Raw genomic sequence first — 17,055 nt, 5'->3', positions numbered from 1 at the left:
CCTGCCGCCAGCCGCCTTTATCACCGGCAAGGAAACCGGCGAGGAAATCTGCGGTCAACGACGATTCAAGAGCGGTTCTCACCGGCGCCAAACCGGCTTGAAGCCGTGCATCAAGACTCCTATCCATTGGAAACCGATGTTCAGCAACGTTTCAAGACTCCTATCCGTTGGAAACCGATGTTCAGCAACGTTTCAAGACTCCTATCCGTTGGAAACCGATGTTCAGCAACGTTTCAAGACTCCTATACCTTGGAAACCGATGTTCAGCGGGGGTTCAGGCTCTCTCCACCGGGAAAGCGATAACATCCGCCAGGCTGTCTGCCTTCAGCGCCAGCATCACCAGCCGATCTACACCCAGCGCTACCCCTGAGCATTCAGGGATGCCGTGCGTCAGGGCCGCCAGCAGGTGCTCGTCGATAGGCTGTTCCGGCAATGACAGGGCGGCCCGCTTACGGTTATCCTGCACAAAACGCTGGCGCTGTTCAGTGGCATCGGCTAACTCCCGAAAGCCATTGGCCAGTTCCACCCCTTTAAAATAAGCCTCAAAACGATCGGCGACCCGGTGATCCTCGGAGCTGATTTCAGCCAGGGCCGCCTGGGTGGCGGGAAAATGATAAACAAACGTCGGTTTATCGCGGCCGATAAGCGGCTCAACGCCCATGGCGAACAACATTTGCAGCAGCGTATCCCGATCCTCATCCGGCGTGCACACATCCGCCAGATCAAGTTTTGCCGCGGCGTCGCACAGCTGCGCCTTGTCGGCCGACAGGGGATCGATGCCGATATGCCGGATGAAGACCTGCTGATAGGAGACAGTCTCGGCACTATCGCAATCCAGCGTTTGCTGTAATAGATCGTCCACTTCGTTCATCAGCCGGTACATATCATAATGGGGCCGATACCACTCCAGCATGGTGAACTCGGGATTATGATGCCGACCGGCCTCTTCATTACGAAAACTGCGGCCAATCTGAAAGATCGGTCCGCTTCCGGCTGCCAGCAGGCGTTTCATATGGTATTCGGGACTGGTCATCAAGTAGAGCGTCAGGCCCTGCGCCGCTCCCGGCCCGACAAAATGGGTCTGGAAAGGCGAAAGATGCACATCCGTCACCGTCGCCTGGCTCATGGCGGGAGTTTCCACTTCCAGTAAGCCGCGATCGGTAAAAAACTGCCGGATCCGCACCATTATGGCCGCACGTTTTAATAAATTGGCGATGGAGGCGCTGGGCTGCCAGCTTGCCGTTTCGTTCATGATGAGTCCCTCCTGATTCAAACCGGGGATGAAGTCTACCCGTATCCCGCCAGCTAAACAAATTCATCGTCACGCCCGATGGCGGAGAAGTTACCGTTCTGTAGAGGGGGAGTGGCGGCCTTTTAACAGGCTAACTCGGAGATAATGGGGCGGGACGGGAAGATAGAAGAGTAAACCGTCCGCGCCAGGGATGGCGCGGATCGAGCCTCCAGGGATGGATTCACGGCGTGTTTACGATCTATCATCCTGTCCCGGCCGGACACTTGGTCAGCCGGTAAAAATATAGCATCCAAGCTATACCTAATGATATTCAGGCGAATAACACCGCCAGCAACTATACCAAATAAGCGACTAACCGATCGTCGCCATCTTTCTGCGCAGGAACGCTATCTGGGTTTGCAGCGGCAGCTGTTTCGGGCAGATATCATGGCAGGCCAGCAGCGACATACAGCCGAATACGCCGTTATCATCGCCGATAACTTCATAATAATCGTCATCGGTGCGATCATCCCGGGGATCCATACGGAAACGGGCGATTTTACCCATGCCCACCGCGCCGATAAAATCGTGCCTCATCTGTGCGGTGCCGCAGGCGGCAACGCACGAACCGCATTCTATACAACGATCAAGCTCGTAGATTTTCTCGGCCAGAGTCGGATCCATCCGCTCTTCCGCTTTGCTCAGATTGATCTCCTGCTCTTTGATATGCACCCAGGTTTGCAGCCGCTCGCTCATACCATGCATCCATTTGCCGGTATTCACGGACAGATCGCCAATCAGTTCAAAGAACGGCAGCGGGGTTAACGAAATCTCCGTCCCCAGGGATTTGGTCAACGTGCGGCAAGCCAAACCGGGCCGGCCGTTGATGGTCATCGCGCAACTGCCGCAGATACCCGCGCGGCAGACAAAATCGAATTGCAGCGTCGGATCCTGATGCTGCCGGATTTCATTTAACGCGATAAACAGGGTCATACCCACCGCTTCTTCGACCTGGTAGCTTTGCATATGCGGCTTACTGGCCGGATCCTGCGGGTTATAACGCAAAATACGCAGCGTCAGCAGACGATTCGGCGCCTGCTTCTCATTATTACCATTACCGGTGAAAGCAGCGACTTGGTCCGGGGTAAGCGGTACGTCATTGTTTTGATTTTCGTTCATAGGTAGCTCATCTATCCAGTGGCTCATCAATGCGTTCATTAAGTCCGCGCAGTTTGGCTGGCAACTTATCCGTGTAAGACATGATCGCGTTCTGAACGGCGTATCGATCTTGCCCGGCCATGCGCTGCTTGATTTCTTCAACCTCAGCGGCACGCTTGGGGGTATCGGGATGATCGATATAATCTTTGGCGCCATAACCGCGCCACCCCGGCGGAAGCTCCATCTTCATCACGTCCAGGTCTTCATACTCCAGCTCCGGCAGCGTGGCGTTATCATCCCGCCAGAACGAGAGGGTACGCTTGAGCCACTGCTGGTCATCGCGGTGCGGGAAGTCTCTGCGGAAATGGGCGCCGCGGCTCTCGGTACGCTGCAATGCGCCATAGGAAACGGTGAGCGCCAGCTTGATCATTTTCTGCACCCGATAGGCCATCACCAGCTCGGGGTTCACGCCCGGGACCCGATTGCTCACGCCGATATTACGGCTGCGCACCAACAGTTCCTGCAGTTTCGCCACCCCTTCCTGCAGGGCCTCGCCGCTGCGGAAAATCCCCACGCAGCGGGTCATGGTGTCCTGCATTTCCATATTGAGCTTAAAGGCGTTTTCAGTGCCGGTGCCTTTGAGCAAGACGTTAAGCTTCGCCTCTTCCCGCCGGCCGAACTCCTTAACCAGTCCCATGGGAATATCAAAACTGTTGCCGATGTTATCGCAGAAATCGGCGATGTATTCGCCGACGATCATGCCGGCCACCACGGTTTCCGCCACAGAGTTGCCTCCCAGGCGATTAAAACCGTGCATATCCCAGCAGGCGGCTTCGCCTGCGGCGAACAGGCCTTTCAGCGTACGGGACTCGCCGGTGGGATTGGTGCGCACCCCGCCCATGGTATAGTGCTGCGCCGGGCGGACCGGAATCCATTTTTCCGCCGGGTCGATACCCAGGAAGCTTTCGCAGATTTCCTTCACTTCGCGCAGATTGTGCTCGATATGATGACGCCCCAGCAGGGTAATATCCAGCCAGAGATGATCACCGAAGCGGGATTTGGCGCCCTTACCCTTGAGGATATGTTCTTCCATGCGGCGCGACACCACGTCCCTGGAAGCCAGCTCTTTTTTCTCCGGTTCATAGTCCGGCATAAAGCGATGTCCATCCACGTCGCGCAGCAGACCGCCGTCGCCACGGCAGCCTTCGGTCACCAGAATACCGGCCGGTACGATGGCGGTGGGATGGAACTGCACCGCTTCCATATTGCCCAACGGCGCAACGCCGGTTTCCAGCGCCAACGCATGGCCCATGCCTTCGCAAATCACCGCGTTGGTAGAGACCCGGTACAACCTGCCGGCCCCGCCGGTGGCGATAGCGGTGGCCTTGGCCACATAGGCCACCAGTTCACCGGTAATAAGATCGCGCACAATGGCCCCATAACAGCGTGAGCCGTCATGGATCAGCGCCAATGCTTCTTTACGTTCGTGAATATCGATTTTTTCGGCAATGGCGCGATCGCTGGCGGTAAACAGCATGGCGTGGCCGGTACCGTCGGAAACGTAGCAGGTGCGCCATTTCTTCGTGCCGCCGAAGTCGCGCTGGGCAATCAATCCCTGCGCCTCGTCACGCTCGGTGATGGTGACCTTTTGGCTGTTGATGATAACCTCGCGATCGCCCTTGGTAATACGGCTCCAGGGGCAACCCCAGGCGGCCAGTTCCCGCACGGCCTTGGGGGAGGTATTCACAAACATGCGCACCACATCCTGATCGGCGCCCCAATCGCTGCCGCGCACCGTATCTTCAAAATGAATGTCTTCGGTATCGCCTTGCCCCTTGATAACGTTGGCCAACGAAGCCTGCATACCGCCCTGTGCGGCGGCGGAGTGAGAGCGTTTCGGCGGAACCAGTGAAAGAAGCGTGACATCATGTCCACGGCGTTTAGCCCCTACGCCCAAACGCAGGCCCGCCAAACCGCCGCCAATAACCAGTACGTCCGTTACGATAGTTTTCATTTACCACCCTCATTTACTGATTTAACAGCCCAGGTTGGGGTGTAGCTTTCATTAGGATTATCTCTGTGTTCATAGCCGATTTTCATATAAGCCACCAGCGTAAGTAAGCCGATAACCATGAAAAATACCGTCAAACCCCATTTGATTTTTTTCAGCGTATGGCGCGGGGCATTGGGAATGCACCATTTGACCGCCAGGCGATAAATACCGATACCGCCGTGTAATTCAATGGCTATAAGCATAATCAGATAAAAAGGCCACAGCATATCGCTCCACATGCGTGCGCCGGATCCGTAAGGACCAATGAGCTGCGGCCAGAAAAACATCTGGTAGAGATGGGCGGACGCCAGGAAGAAGAGGGCAAAGCCGGTATACACTTGCCATATCCACAGCGTGGTGTCTTCGTGATGCATCCCTTTCATATGGACGCGATAGGCGCGGTATTGTTTATAGCTGCTGGGGAATTTACGCACCGCCAGCAAGGCGTGAAATACGAACAGAAAGGCTACGCAGCCCACCACGATGGAAACAATCCACGGGTAGCTTTTACCGCCGAAAAAGAAATAGCCTTCAAAAAATTTGGTAATGGTCCACATCGCATCGCGACCCAACAGGATGGATGCGACAAAAAACATATGTCCGCACATGAACAGAAATAATAACAGGCCGGATAAGCTTTGCAGCAAATCCAGCCTGGCGGGCAGACGTGACTTCTTAGCTTTATCGGCTAAACCTGCTCGGTTGATCAGTACATCTTCTTCGTTTGACATGGAGTCCCTCCATTGGAAACTAGAAAAAGCTAAAAGACTTTGTTTTGAACTGCAGAGTATAAGGGTTGGATTAGCGTGGTCTTGATTTCTGTCAATTCATAGAAGAAGCATAAGAAAAGTATTCTATTTTGTGACTAAATTAAACTGTTTTTTAATTATTTAATTAATCCAAACCTTAGAGTATAGCGGATTATATTTTGGTGACTTTTGATGCAGGTATCAAATGTCATTAAATAGTGGGGTTATAAAAATTAAGTATAGCCGACATGTGTTATTGATCGATTCAGCCTGTCGCAGCGGCGACTTTCATGAAGGCGGACCGCAGGAAGACGATTAAGGTAAACCACTCTTTTCCCTACCGTCGCGCTTGAAGCCGTAAAATAGGCTCCACAAGACCAGGGAGCCGTTTTGACGCTGTCTCACGCCACTGTCGAACCGTCATCATCGGGATAAATCTGGAGCGGTCGCCAATACGAGTTTAGTGCCCGTACCAGAGTCATGACCCGCAAGAATTCGTAGTATCAACACATCGACTATTGCGCAGTGCGCTGAATAGCCCGTCCACCGGCGGAAACATCTTCTCCAACCCCGCGAGTGGTATTACACGCCGCGAGGGAAGAAAGGATCAGCAATGCGGCGACGGCCATAATACTTTTTTTCAGCATAACAATTTCCTTTTTAGTGAGCTTTAGAAGTACGTCCCTTTAAGCTTAGTAAAAAAAGTGTATAGCGTTTGCCTTTTGCTGAAATATTTCGTGACAACTTACTTGGAGGCGGCGTGGGCGATGCTCCCGCCCAGATGTTGGACATCCTCGCCAAAACCACGAGTGGTATTGCAGCCGCTCAGTATCGCCGACATTAAAAATGTGATAACGATCAGTTTTAACGTTCTGGGTAACATAATCGCCGTATTCCTTGCTAACCTGAAAAACACCGGAAAGACCGCCCGTTGACAGAATTCCCGGTTCGTTTTTATTTCACGCGGGAGACATACTCGCCGGAACGGGTATCCACTCGGATCACTTCGCCAATCTGGACAAACAGAGGCACTTTTACAACCGCGCCGGTGGTCAGGGTGGCGGGTTTACCGCCGGTACCCGCGGTATCGCCTTTCAGGCCCGGATCGGTGTCGGTGATTTCCAGTTCGACAAAATTAGGCGGCGTTACGGCGATGGGCTGCCCGTTCCACAACGTCAATACGCACTCAGCCTGTTCCACCAGCCATTTGGCGTTGTCGCCCACGGCTTTGACATCGGCGGCCAGTTGCTCAAAGGTTTCATTATTCATGAAATGCCAGAACTCACCGTCGTTATAGAGGTAAGTCAGATTCATATCCATCACATCGGCCGCTTCAACGGAGTCGCCGGATTTAAACGTCTTTTCCAGTACTTTTCCGGAGATCAGCTTGCGAATCCTTACGCGGTTGAACGCCTGTCCTTTGCCCGGTTTTACGAACTCGTTATCAATGATCGCGCACGGCTCACCGTCTTGCATGATTTTGAGACCGGAACGGAATTCATTGGTACTATAAGACGCCATGGTGGTCCTCTTAATAAACTTGGTAATTAAGCCAAAAAAATGGCAGACATTGTAACCCGAAATACCCCAACTAGAGAAGATTGGTTGCTGCAACTTGCTGATGTCATCACCGATCCCATTGAACTGCTGCAACAACTCCATCTCGAAAACCATAAGGAATTACATGAAGGGGCCGCCGCGCGGCGACTATTCCCTTTTCGGGTGCCGAGAGCTTTTGTCCAGCGCATGGAACCGGGCAACCCCAACGATCCTTTGTTACGGCAAATATTGACGTCCCGGGAGGAATTCCTCGATGTACCGGGTTTTAGCATTGATCCCCTGGAAGAGCAACGGAGCGTGGTGCCGGGCCTGCTGCATAAATACGCTAACCGCGCGCTGTTGCTGGTGAAAGGCGGCTGCGCGGTGAACTGCCGCTACTGCTTCAGACGCCATTTCCCCTATCAGGATAACCAGGGCACCAAAGGTAACTGGGCCGCGGCGCTAGAGTATATCCGGCTCCATCCGGAACTGAATGAAATCATTTTCTCCGGCGGCGATCCGCTGATGGCAAAAGATCATGAACTGGCGGAACTGATAAGCCGGCTTGAAGCCATCGCTCATATCAAAACCCTGCGCATTCATACCCGCCTGCCGGTGGTGATCCCCGCCCGCATCACGCCCGCGTTATGCCAACGCCTGGCGGACAGCCGCCTTAAAACGGTTTTGATTACCCATATCAACCATGCCAACGAGATAGACCGGTCATTCAGAGAAAGTATGGCACAACTGCGCCGGGCACAGGTGGTATTGCTCAACCAAAGCGTGCTGCTGCGGGGTGTCAATGATAATGCCGATACCCTGGCGGCACTGAGCGAAGCGCTGTTTGCCGCCGGTATTTTGCCCTATTATTTACATGTTCTGGACAAGGTACAGGGAGCCGCGCATTTTATGGTGCCCGATGACGAAGCCCGGAAAATCATGCGGCAGCTCATGACCAGGGTCTCGGGTTACCTGGTGCCGAAGCTGGCGCGGGAAATCGGCGGCGAACGCAGCAAGACCCTGATTGACATAGGGCTGCGGCAGCAATAGTCGATGTCATCGTCCCGGTCGGCGGGACGATGGCTGGCCTGCGCTAAAACCTAAGGGCATTGATAAACCTGGCCCTGAAGCTTGCTGTCCAGCGGCACAAAACTGGACAGGTAGGTTTCCGTCTTGCTTACCGGGCTCCCGGCTTTATAAATGACGTTACCGCCCATTGCCGCGGCTTTATTGCGCAAGTCATTGGCTGCGCCGCGCATTGAGCTATCCTCGCCGCCTTGCCCCGACAGCCAGTTACTTTGTGTACCGAGCACCGAACCCAGTAGACGGCAGTTGGCGGCCGGCTGATCCTCGGTGAATTTAACCGACTGGCCGGCGGCGGTCAGTTGATTACCGGTACTGCATCCCGCTAACAACAAAGTCCCTGCGCAAAGACAGAGTAGAAATTTGATTCGCATCGTTTTCCTCGAATTTTAATTTGTCCGGCAAAAGTTTTACTGTGCGCCATGCTTCCCTTGGGCAACCGACAGCGAAATACCACTGTTAACCTTGCCCATACTGCCCACTGTTTATACCTTAAAAACGTGCCGGTTGATAATTTTTTGCCAAAAAAACAAAACCCCCGGAGGCCGGGGGTTGAGAAAACTAACGGTGAACCAGGGGCATTACATCATGCCGCCCATGCCACCCATACCGCCCATGCCGCCACCGGCGCCACCTAAATCAGGTTTGTCGTCACGGGGCAGATCGGTAATCATACATTCAGTGGTGATCATCAGACTGGCAATAGATGCGGCGTATTGCAGTGCTGAACGGGTTACCTTGGTCGGATCCAGGATACCCATGGCGATCATGTCGCCGTACTCTTCGGTTGCCGCGTTATAGCCCATGTTACCGTTGCTGGCTTTGACGTTATTGGCAATGACGGAAGGTTCTTCACCGGCGTTGGCCACGATCTGGCGCAGCGGTGCTTCCATGGCACGACGGGCAATCTTGATGCCGACGTTTTGATCTTCATTATCGCCACGCAGGTCGGTGATGCTGTTGGCAACGCGAATCAGCGCAACGCCGCCGCCGGCAACCACACCTTCTTCAACAGCGGCACGGGTCGCATGCAGAGCATCTTCCACGCGCGCTTTTTTCTCTTTCATTTCGACTTCGGTAGCGGCGCCGACTTTGATCACGGCTACGCCGCCGCTCAGCTTGGCGACACGTTCCTGAAGTTTTTCACGATCATAATCGGACGTGGCATCTTCGCTTTGCTGTTTGATGGTGGCAATACGGCTGTCGATGTCGGTTTTCTCGCCGATACCGTCGATGATAGTGGTGGTGTCTTTCGTGATAACCACACGTTTAGCCTGGCCCATGTCTTCCAGGGTGGCTTTTTCCAGTTCCATGGCGATTTCTTCAGAAATCACGGTACCGCCGGTCAAAATGGCGATATCCTGCAACATGGCTTTACGACGGTCGCCAAAACCAGGGGCTTTCACGGCGGCAACTTTGACGATACCGCGCATGGTGTTGACCACCAGGGTAGCCAGGGCTTCGCCCTCAACGTCTTCAGCGATAATCAGCAGCGGTTTGCCTGCTTTGGCAACGGCTTCCAATACCGGCAGCATTTCGCGGATATTGGAGATTTTTTTATCAGCCAACAGGATAAACGGGCTTTCCAGTTCGATGGTGCCGGTTTCCGGTTTGTTGATGAAATAAGGGGAGAGATAACCACGATCGAACTGCATGCCTTCCACGACGTCCAGCTCGTCTTGCAGGCCCGAACCTTCTTCAACCGTGATAACGCCTTCCTTGGTCACGCGTTCCATGGCTTGAGCAATAAGCTTACCCACGGTTTCGTCGGAGTTGGCGGAGATGGTCCCCACCTGGGCGATGGCTGTTGAATCGGAGCAGGGCACGGACAGTTTTTTCAGTTCTTCAACCGCGGCGATAACGGCTTTATCGATGCCGCGTTTCAGATCCATCGGGTTCATGCCAGCGGCAACGGCTTTCAGACCTTCATTGACGATGGATTGAGCCAGAACAGTGGCGGTGGTGGTGCCGTCGCCCGCAGCATCATTGGCTTTCGAGGCGACTTCCTTCAACATCTGGGCGCCCATGTTTTCGAATTTGTCTTCCAATTCGATTTCACGTGCAACGGACACGCCGTCTTTAGTGATAACAGGCGCACCGAAGGATTTGTCCAGCACAACGTTACGGCCTTTAGGACCCAAGGTCACTTTTACCGCGTCTGCCAGGACATTAACGCCGCGAAGCATTTTGATGCGTGCTTCATTACCGAATTTTACGTCTTTAGCTGCCATTTGAATTTCCCTTAAATTCGTTCAGTTCAGATGATTACGCGTGAATTACGCCTCAACGATTGCCAGAATGTCGCTTTCAGACATGATCAAGACTTCTTCGTGATCGATCTTTTCTACTTTCACGCCATAACCGTCGTTGAAAATCACGATGTCGCCTACTTTCACATCCAGCGCTTTGATTTCGCCGTTTTCCAGGATGCGACCATGGCCGACCGCCAGAACTTCGCCACGGGTGGATTTACCCGCCGCGGAACCGGTAAGAACGATACCGCCGGCCGATTTGGATTCAACTTCTTTGCGCTTGACGATAACGCGATCATGTAATGGACGAATTTTCATTGAAAGGTCTCCTTAAGAAAGTCCGTATCTGTTTCGGGATGAACGCCAGGCATGCCCTCATGCCCGGCCTCGTGGTGTTTAAGATGGGGGCGTTCAGGTACGCTTCAAGGGTAAAAAGAAGATTTTTTTTGCCCGAATGGCCATATTTTACACACTATAGATAAAACGCATTTTAAATCAAACTCTTAAATAACGTGTTTCTCCATGTACTATTTTATCTATTTTTTGTCGTCGGGGTGATGCTCGATACGGTCCTGGGGAATGTCTTTACGCTTGAACTCCCCGTCGAACGTCTCGCCGCCGCCTTGGGTACCGAATCCGCCGCCGCGCTGAAAATGCAGATAAGGCAGCAGCCGCAGGGTCAGGGAGTTCTGGACGGGGGGCAACAGCAGCAGCAAGCCGAGAAAATCGGTGAAAAAACCCGGCAAGAGCAATAAAAACCCCGCCAGCAGGACAGACACGCTTTTGATCATTTCAGCCGCCGGGCTTTCGCCATTGGCTATCTTAACCTGCATCTGGGTCAGGATGATGATGCCCTGGGCCCGCACCAGGGAAACGCCGACGAAAGAGGTCAGGATCACCAGCAACAGGGTAAACAGCACGCCGATCGCCTGCGCCACCTGGATAAACAGGGTGATTTCGATATAGACCACCAGAAAAATAACCAGCAAGGGTAACCAACGCACCAGACTCTCCTCAGAGTGAATTCGACCGCTTAATGTAACGCCTTTTGTTGTAATGGTATCCGCAGGGGCGTTATTCAACCCGTAGACCCGGCTTATTTACGTCACTTTACACCTTAAGGGTCTCTCCGGCGGGATTTGCGCACCCATTGCCGGTCTACACCGCGTGCGCTATACGTGTGGGACGTATACCGGCATCGCCGGCCAAGCCCATTTCAATTCTGTAATAAAAAAGTTAAATATTCGTGATCAAGTTAATAGCCAGCAAAGCTTTACAGCATATAATGATGCCTAGAATACCTATTGCCAGTGCAACGCGCTGGATAATAAAATGATTCCACTATTATACCTTAACACCAGTGGACATTAACGCTTTTTAAGGAAGCACGTTATGGCGAGAAATATCCGTATAGAAGAAGACCTGCTCGGCACCCGTGAAGTTCCCTCCGATGCCTATTATGGCATTCACACCCTGCGCGCCGTGGAAAATTTCCGCATCAGCAACACTAAAATCGGCGATATCCCGGAATTCGTGCGCGGCATGGTACTGGTAAAAAAAGCGGCGGCGTTGGCTAATAAAGAGCTTGAGACCCTCCCCCACGCCATTGCCGATGTCATCGTCGCCGCCTGCGACGAGGTATTGACCAAGGGCCGCTGCCTGGATCAATTTCCCATCGACGTTTTCCAGGGCGGCGCCGGAACCTCGGTGAATATGAACACCAACGAAGTGCTGGCCAATATCGGGCTGGAATTAATGGGACATCACAAAGGGGACTACCAGTTCCTCAATCCCAACGATCATCTTAACAAATGCCAATCCACCAACGATGTTTATCCCACCGGCTTTCGCATCGCGGTTTACAGCTCGATTCTCACGTTGATAGACGCCGTGGGCCGCCTGGGAGAGGGTTTTGAACGTAAAGCCCGCGAATTTTCCACCATCCTCAAAATGGGCCGCACCCAGTTGCAGGACGCGGTGCCCATGACTTTGGGCCAGGAATTTCATGCTTTCACCATTTTGCTGAAAGAAGAGAATAAAAACCTGCTGCGCAGCGCCGAACTGCTGCTGGAAGTGAATCTGGGGGCCACCGCCATCGGCACCCGGCTCAACACCCCGGACGGATATCAGGTCCTGGCGGTACAGAAGCTGGCGGAAATCAGCGGTCTCCCCTGCATACCGGCGGAAGATTTGATTGAAGCCACCTCGGACTGCGGCGCGTACGTCATGGTACACAGCGCCTTAAAGCGCCTGGCGGTAAAACTCTCCAAAATCTGCAACGACCTGCGCCTGCTCTCTTCCGGCCCGCGCGCCGGGCTCAATGAGATTAACCTGCCGCAGCTCCAGGCCGGCTCGTCCATTATGCCCGCCAAGGTTAATCCGGTCATCCCGGAGGTGGTTAACCAGGTGTGCTTTAAAGTCATAGGCAACGATACCTGCATCACCATGGCGGCGGAGGCGGGACAGTTGCAGCTGAATGTCATGGAGCCGGTTATCAGCCAGGCCATGTTTGAATCTATCCACATCCTGAACCACGCCTGCGACAATCTGCTGGAGAAATGCATCGGCGGCATCAGCGCCAATCGGGAGGTCTGTGAATCCTATGTGTTTAACTCCATAGGCATCGTTACCTTTCTGAACCCGTTTATCGGCCATCATAACGGCGATATCGTCGGCAAAATCTGCGCGGAGACGGGGAAAAGCGTCCGGGAGGTGGTGCTGGAGCGCGGGCTGCTGACACCCGCCGAACTGGATGATATTTTTTCGCTGGATAATCTGATGCACCCGACCTACAAGGCCCGGCGCTACGACGACGAAAAGCAGCTATAAGTACCCCGCCGCCAATCCAAAGGAGTGCAAGGGCACAGGACCATCAAGACTGTCGTCAGCGGGATGCACGGGTTATACTTGGCCGACATCATCACATGAGGTCATTATGGCAGCGCACCCCCCGGAACCAATCCATCCCGAAGCCCGGCCTCCCGAGGACCGCGACAGTCCAGCGACGGAGAGCGTGGTGATTCTTGCACCGCGCCCGATGAGGCCGTGGCCCGTGATTTGGCGGCCAGGCTGCTGGATGAGAAGCTGGCGGCCTGTGTTTCCCTGCTGCCCGGCGCCTTGTCTCTTTATCGCTGGGAAGGCAAAATTGAACAGCAGCAGGAAGTCCAGATGCTGATAAAAAGCCATCTACGGCATCAGCAGGCGCTGATGACGTTGATAAAAGCCCATCACCCCTATCAAACCCCTGAATTGCTGGTGCTGCCCATACTGGGCGGGGATGCGGATTATTTGTCATGGCTCAACGCGTCTTTACGCTGATTTTTTTAGCGCTGCTGCTGCTCGGTTTCCCGCCGGCGCCGGCGTCGGCCGCCCTGTTCGGCAGCAACGCCGCCCCGACTTTTGTCAAGGCCGACCAGGCGTTTGCCTTCGATTTCCAGCGGCACGGCACCGATATCCGCCTGAACTGGCAAATTCGTCCGGGCTATTATCTTTATCGCCAGCAGATCAAGCTGGAAACGGTGGATGCCGTGCTGGGCAATGTAGTCATGCCCGCCGGCAGCAGCCACCACGATGAATTCTTCGGCGACACGCAGATCTACCGGACCTCTTTGCAGATCGGGATACCGATCAAGCAGGCGTCCGAGGGCGCCTCGCTGCGGGTCACCTACCAAGGCTGTGCCGATGCCGGTTTTTGCTACCCTCCTGAAACCCGAACCGTTCCCCTGCCGATAACCTCGGGGGATATGTTCGCTGCCCTCTCCCCCGCCGGGGCCGTTTCACTCGATCCGACACCCGCCGCCTTGCCCTTCTCGTTATGGTGGGCGCTTTTGGTGGGCATCGGCATTGCCTTTACCCCCTGCGTGCTGCCGATGTATCCGCTGATTTCCGGCATCATCCTCGGTAATAACCGGGCATCCCTTAGCACCGGCCGGGTACTGGTACTGGCCCTGGTCTACGTCCAGGGGATGGCCATCACCTATACCCTGCTGGGCATCGCGGTGGCGGCGGCGGGTTTACCGCTACAGGCGGCATTACAGCAGCCGGCGGTCCTGATTGTTCTCTCAGTGCTGTTTATCGCCCTGGCGCTGTCGATGTTCGGCCTGTTCAGCCTGCAACTACCCTCTTCCCTGCAAACGCGTCTGACCCTATGGAGCAACCGGCAACGGGCCGGATCCCTGTGGGGTGTTTTTGTCATGGGCGCGCTGGCGGCCCTGTTTTGCTCACCCTGCACCACCGCCCCCCTCAGCGCGATATTGCTGTATATTGCCCAGAGCGGCAATGCCCTTATCGGCGGCGCCACCCTTTATCTTTACGCCCTGGGCATGGGCATCCCGTTGATATTGGCGGCATTGTTCGGCCACCGGCTGTTGCCCCGCAGCGGCGCCTGGATGAAACAGGTTAAAGAGGGACTGGGTTTTGTTATCCTGGCACTGCCGATTTTTTTGCTGGAGCGGATCCTGGGGGACATTTGGGGCGCCCGGTTATGGAGTCTGCTGGCGGTGGCATTTTTCGGCTGGGCTTTTTTGTTAAGCCTGAAAGGCGCCTACCGGGGCAGCCGTATCGTGCAAATCGCCTTACTGGCCGTTATGCTGGTAGCGGCGCGGCCTTTACAGGATTGGGCATTTTCCGCCGACCAGGGCGCGGGCACCGTGGAAAATCTAGCCCCTCCGCAGGCGTTTAACCCTATTGGCACGCTGGCGGAATTGACCCGCGAGGTCAATACCTCCTCCGGCAAACCGGTTATGCTGGATTTTTATGCCGACTGGTGCGTGGCCTGCAAAGAGTTTGAAAAATACACCTTTAACGCTGCCGGGGTGCGGCAGGCCATGGGGAGGATGACGTTGCTCCAGGCGGACGTGACGGCCAATACCCCGGCACATAAAACATTATTGAACGAGCTGCGCGTCATGGGCCTGCCCACCATTGTGTTTTTTGACGCACAAGGGCGTGAAATCCCGGATTCCCGGGTGACGGGCTTTATGGACGCGGCGGAGTTTCAACGGCATCTGCACCGAATTATCCCGTAAACAACCTGTTTAACGGGCATACACCAGCTTTACGGAGGCACCGATATGGAGGCACCCATGCAACGTGAACCAATTCTGAATCGCGCGTTAAACCTATTGGAGCAAAGGGGTTTCACCCTGGTCACGCTGGAGATGCTGGCGGATGAGCTTTCCATTCCTGTTGCACAGCTTCAGCAATTTTGGCCCGACCGTGAAGCCCTGCACTACGACTGCCTGCGTTATCACGCTGACCAGGTGGATAGCTGGCGCAGCAAACTTCTGCTGGATACCACCCTGGATGCACAGCAAAAATTGCTGGCGCGTTATCAGATTCTGGATGAACAGGTGCGGCTACAGCATTATCCCGGCTGCCTGTTTGTGGCCGCCTGCACGTTTTACCCCGCCACCGACCATCCGATCCACCAACTGGCCGAGCGGCAAAAGCAAGCGTCCTTTTCTTATACCCACGCGTTGCTGACCCAAATGGAAGCCGACGACGCCACCATGGTCGCCAATCAAATGGAACTGGTTCTGGAAGGTTGCCTGAGCAAATTACTGGTTAAACATCAGTTGCAGGATGTCGCTATCGCAAGGCGTCTGGCGGAGGATATTTTACGCCTGGCGCTATGCCGTAAAAACGGCGCGTTAGCATGATGCTGAGCATAAATTTGCCTGAAAAGAGAGCAATTGAGCGCAATTTGGCGTTAAAGCGCCATAAACACATTGACGAAATGCGGTCAATACGGTTTAATGCGGCCCGTTGCCCGGATAGCTCAGTCGGTAGAGCAGGGGATTGAAAATCCCCGTGTCCTTGGTTCGATTCCGAGTCCGGGCACCATTTTTGAAAAAACAGTTTTAAAGAAACCAGCTTAACGGCTGGTTTTTTGCGTTTTTGAATTGGTATGTCACATCTCCGCGCCCAGATATTAAACTTACATCTGAAAGTTTTTTATTAAGATTATCCCAGTGTATATATGCACGCTAAACGCCCTCATTTCCCTGGCCCTCTGCCCTGCCTATACCCGCTTTCGCCGATAAAAGGCAGGGCATTGTTTGTTTTGCTTTAATGATTCTCTGGTTTGCAGTATCGGGATGGCCAGATTTCCGCCGGCGTCATGCCCAGTTCTTCCGCGATTAGCTTTTCTCCTTTGGGCCAGTGTTTTGTCAGGGTATTTGCCAGGGTGGAGGAAGCCAACCCGGCTTTACGTGAAACCGCCGCCAGCGACATTCCTCGTTTTTTCAGCGCCGCAATAACCTCGGCGGGATGCCAGTCCTGCTGATTCATGCCGCCACCTCGGTAATACACCTTACGCCGTCAGGAGTGCGTATCCAGCGCGGGGCTTTTAATCCATCAGCAAGGTACCAAACCAATTCAGCCAGCAGCCCGCCGAGCGTCCTTTCCCTCTCCCGCGACAGCGCCCCGCCGGTTAAAAGCTCCGTTACAGCAAGACAGTAGTCGCAAAGCAGTTCTGAATCGGGATCAATGCCAAGAGAGACTGAGGGAAGGATATCAACCGTAAGGCTTTCGGCCAGATGGTGCGGAACGGGCTCGTCCAGCGTTGACCTCAGCAGCGCAATGCAGGCGGAAAGTCGCCCGCATAGCGCCATCCGCAGCGCCGGATCGTCGCTCTCAAGCAATGTTTCGGCAAAAAGCTCGCAGTATCCGGCCAATTCGGTGAAATCCGTAGTGGCGCTGAAAGGGATGGAAAGTAACGGGTGTAACTGGGTGAGGGGTGTAGCCATAAGGCAGCCTCCAGTGAGTAACAATTATTCCCACCACCAGAGGTTCCAATCTCAGGGTGGTGGACCGAACAAGGTTGGAACTACCGGCCTCACTGACACCGGCGCATCTTTCGATGCCCCCGCCCGGCCCACCATAATTTTGGTGCAGCTAAACGCGCGACAAAAAAAGACGCTATGGCGTCTTGTCGCCAGTGAGGTTAATCGGGGTTCCAATCCCAGCACCTGATTTTGCAGGTGCCGC

The 17,055-nt window shown here is 54.3% G+C and carries 18 protein-coding genes and 1 tRNA gene; 6 read left to right on the top strand and 13 right to left on the bottom strand.

What is annotated here, in order from left to right; all coding sequences use genetic code 11:
* Positions 1-274: 274 nt before the first annotated feature.
* The 7 genes from epmA to efp all read right to left on the bottom strand — a co-directional run bounded on the left by epmA (position 275) and on the right by efp (position 6,712).
* Positions 275-1,252 carry an elongation factor P--(R)-beta-lysine ligase gene (gene epmA, locus HB631_RS06920; RefSeq protein ID WP_213990413.1) on the bottom strand — a complete coding sequence of 326 codons (978 nt, stop codon included), beginning with the start codon at positions 1,250-1,252 and terminating at the stop codon, positions 275-277.
* A 351-nt stretch (positions 1,253-1,603) separates the two neighbouring features.
* Entirely contained in the window at positions 1,604-2,410 is an 807-nt protein-coding gene (locus HB631_RS06915) for a fumarate reductase iron-sulfur subunit (RefSeq protein ID WP_213990412.1), read from the bottom strand.
* A 7-nt stretch (positions 2,411-2,417) separates the two neighbouring features.
* Positions 2,418-4,403: a fumarate reductase flavoprotein subunit gene (locus tag HB631_RS06910; protein ID WP_213990411.1), complete on the bottom strand. Its 1,986-nt coding sequence runs from the start codon at positions 4,401-4,403 to the stop codon at positions 2,418-2,420.
* Entirely contained in the window at positions 4,400-5,173 is a 774-nt protein-coding gene (locus tag HB631_RS06905; protein WP_213990410.1) for a fumarate reductase cytochrome b subunit, read from the bottom strand. Before HB631_RS06905 ends, HB631_RS06910 begins: the two co-directional genes overlap by 4 nt.
* A 533-nt stretch (positions 5,174-5,706) precedes the next feature.
* On the bottom strand, positions 5,707-5,838 hold the full coding sequence (locus tag HB631_RS06900; RefSeq protein WP_213990409.1) for an entericidin A/B family lipoprotein: 132 nt from the start codon (positions 5,836-5,838) through the stop codon (positions 5,707-5,709).
* 98 nt (positions 5,839-5,936) lie between these two features.
* Positions 5,937-6,074 (bottom strand): entericidin A/B family lipoprotein, encoded by a 138-nt coding sequence (locus HB631_RS06895; RefSeq protein ID WP_213990408.1) that lies wholly within the window; start codon positions 6,072-6,074, stop codon positions 5,937-5,939.
* Positions 6,075-6,145: 71 nt separating this feature from the next.
* Complete coding sequence (gene efp, locus HB631_RS06890; RefSeq protein ID WP_213990407.1) at positions 6,146-6,712, bottom strand: elongation factor P; 567 nt, start codon at positions 6,710-6,712, stop codon at positions 6,146-6,148.
* 39 nt (positions 6,713-6,751) lie between these two features.
* Between efp and epmB the strand changes: the two genes are divergently transcribed.
* On the top strand, positions 6,752-7,780 hold the full coding sequence (gene epmB, locus HB631_RS06885) for an EF-P beta-lysylation protein EpmB (protein WP_213990406.1): 1,029 nt from the start codon (positions 6,752-6,754) through the stop codon (positions 7,778-7,780).
* A 50-nt stretch (positions 7,781-7,830) separates the two neighbouring features.
* Here the strand turns inward: epmB and HB631_RS06880 are convergent, their stop codons facing one another.
* The 4 genes from HB631_RS06880 to HB631_RS06865 all read right to left on the bottom strand — a co-directional run bounded on the left by HB631_RS06880 (position 7,831) and on the right by HB631_RS06865 (position 11,069).
* Positions 7,831-8,187: a DUF4156 domain-containing protein gene (locus tag HB631_RS06880; RefSeq protein WP_213990405.1), complete on the bottom strand. Its 357-nt coding sequence runs from the start codon at positions 8,185-8,187 to the stop codon at positions 7,831-7,833.
* A 207-nt stretch (positions 8,188-8,394) separates the two neighbouring features.
* Positions 8,395-10,044 carry a chaperonin GroEL gene (gene groL / locus HB631_RS06875; protein WP_213990404.1) on the bottom strand — a complete coding sequence of 550 codons (1,650 nt, stop codon included), beginning with the start codon at positions 10,042-10,044 and terminating at the stop codon, positions 8,395-8,397.
* A gap of 45 nt (positions 10,045-10,089) precedes the next feature.
* The gene (locus tag HB631_RS06870) at positions 10,090-10,383 is read right to left on the bottom strand and encodes a co-chaperone GroES (protein ID WP_213990403.1); all 294 of its coding nucleotides are present in this window, start codon (positions 10,381-10,383) and stop codon (positions 10,090-10,092) included.
* A gap of 218 nt (positions 10,384-10,601) precedes the next feature.
* Positions 10,602-11,069 carry an FxsA family protein gene (locus HB631_RS06865; protein WP_213990402.1) on the bottom strand — a complete coding sequence of 156 codons (468 nt, stop codon included), beginning with the start codon at positions 11,067-11,069 and terminating at the stop codon, positions 10,602-10,604.
* Positions 11,070-11,457: 388 nt separating this feature from the next.
* Between HB631_RS06865 and aspA the strand changes: the two genes are divergently transcribed.
* The 5 genes from aspA to HB631_RS06840 all read left to right on the top strand — a co-directional run bounded on the left by aspA (position 11,458) and on the right by HB631_RS06840 (position 15,909).
* On the top strand, positions 11,458-12,894 hold the full coding sequence (aspA, locus tag HB631_RS06860; protein WP_213990401.1) for an aspartate ammonia-lyase: 1,437 nt from the start codon (positions 11,458-11,460) through the stop codon (positions 12,892-12,894).
* Positions 12,895-13,110: 216 nt separating this feature from the next.
* Positions 13,111-13,383, top strand: coding sequence for a divalent cation tolerance protein CutA (gene cutA, locus HB631_RS06855; RefSeq protein WP_213990400.1), 273 nt, complete (start codon positions 13,111-13,113; stop codon positions 13,381-13,383).
* Positions 13,359-15,092, top strand: coding sequence for a protein-disulfide reductase DsbD (locus HB631_RS06850; RefSeq protein ID WP_213990399.1), 1,734 nt, complete (start codon positions 13,359-13,361; stop codon positions 15,090-15,092). The genes cutA and HB631_RS06850 overlap by 25 nt, the downstream gene beginning before the upstream one ends.
* A 57-nt stretch (positions 15,093-15,149) precedes the next feature.
* The gene (locus HB631_RS06845; protein WP_213990398.1) at positions 15,150-15,725 is read left to right on the top strand and encodes a transcriptional regulator; all 576 of its coding nucleotides are present in this window, start codon (positions 15,150-15,152) and stop codon (positions 15,723-15,725) included.
* Between the two features lie 108 nt (positions 15,726-15,833).
* A tRNA-Phe gene (locus HB631_RS06840) sits at positions 15,834-15,909 on the top strand.
* A 225-nt stretch (positions 15,910-16,134) separates the two neighbouring features.
* Here the strand turns inward: HB631_RS06840 and HB631_RS06835 are convergent.
* Positions 16,135-16,356, bottom strand: a complete 222-nt coding sequence (locus HB631_RS06835; RefSeq protein WP_213990397.1) for a helix-turn-helix transcriptional regulator — start codon at positions 16,354-16,356, stop codon at positions 16,135-16,137.
* Positions 16,353-16,814: a hypothetical protein gene (locus tag HB631_RS06830; RefSeq protein ID WP_213990396.1), complete on the bottom strand. Its 462-nt coding sequence runs from the start codon at positions 16,812-16,814 to the stop codon at positions 16,353-16,355. The genes HB631_RS06835 and HB631_RS06830 overlap by 4 nt, the downstream gene beginning before the upstream one ends.
* Positions 16,815-17,055: the final 241 nt, after the last annotated feature.

The organism is Sodalis sp. dw_96 (assembly GCF_018449575.1).
In the GTDB taxonomy this organism is placed as follows: domain Bacteria; phylum Pseudomonadota; class Gammaproteobacteria; order Enterobacterales; family Enterobacteriaceae; genus Acerihabitans.
The sequence above is the reverse complement of the archived record's forward strand: the minus strand, read 5'-3'. Positions and strand labels throughout refer to the sequence as shown.

Bases quoted from the DNA above. Each gene is read 5' to 3' on its own strand.
- epmA (WP_213990413.1), bottom strand. From the start codon at position 1,252: ATGAACGAAACGGCAAGCTGGCAGCCCAGCGCCTCCATCGCCAATTTA.
- HB631_RS06915 (WP_213990412.1), bottom strand. From the start codon at position 2,410: ATGAACGAAAATCAAAACAATGACGTACCGCTTACCCCGGACCAAGTC.
- HB631_RS06910 (WP_213990411.1), bottom strand. From the start codon at position 4,403: ATGAAAACTATCGTAACGGACGTACTGGTTATTGGCGGCGGTTTGGCG.
- HB631_RS06905 (WP_213990410.1), bottom strand. From the start codon at position 5,173: ATGTCAAACGAAGAAGATGTACTGATCAACCGAGCAGGTTTAGCCGAT.
- HB631_RS06900 (WP_213990409.1), bottom strand. From the start codon at position 5,838: ATGCTGAAAAAAAGTATTATGGCCGTCGCCGCATTGCTGATCCTTTCT.
- HB631_RS06895 (WP_213990408.1), bottom strand. From the start codon at position 6,074: ATGTTACCCAGAACGTTAAAACTGATCGTTATCACATTTTTAATGTCG.
- efp (WP_213990407.1), bottom strand. From the start codon at position 6,712: ATGGCGTCTTATAGTACCAATGAATTCCGTTCCGGTCTCAAAATCATG.
- epmB (WP_213990406.1), top strand. From the start codon at position 6,752: ATGGCAGACATTGTAACCCGAAATACCCCAACTAGAGAAGATTGGTTG.
- HB631_RS06880 (WP_213990405.1), bottom strand. From the start codon at position 8,187: ATGCGAATCAAATTTCTACTCTGTCTTTGCGCAGGGACTTTGTTGTTA.
- groL (WP_213990404.1), bottom strand. From the start codon at position 10,044: ATGGCAGCTAAAGACGTAAAATTCGGTAATGAAGCACGCATCAAAATG.
- HB631_RS06870 (WP_213990403.1), bottom strand. From the start codon at position 10,383: ATGAAAATTCGTCCATTACATGATCGCGTTATCGTCAAGCGCAAAGAA.
- aspA (WP_213990401.1), top strand. From the start codon at position 11,458: ATGGCGAGAAATATCCGTATAGAAGAAGACCTGCTCGGCACCCGTGAA.
- HB631_RS06850 (WP_213990399.1), top strand. From the start codon at position 13,359: ATGGCTCAACGCGTCTTTACGCTGATTTTTTTAGCGCTGCTGCTGCTC.
- HB631_RS06845 (WP_213990398.1), top strand. From the start codon at position 15,150: ATGCAACGTGAACCAATTCTGAATCGCGCGTTAAACCTATTGGAGCAA.
- HB631_RS06835 (WP_213990397.1), bottom strand. From the start codon at position 16,356: ATGAATCAGCAGGACTGGCATCCCGCCGAGGTTATTGCGGCGCTGAAA.
- HB631_RS06830 (WP_213990396.1), bottom strand. From the start codon at position 16,814: ATGGCTACACCCCTCACCCAGTTACACCCGTTACTTTCCATCCCTTTC.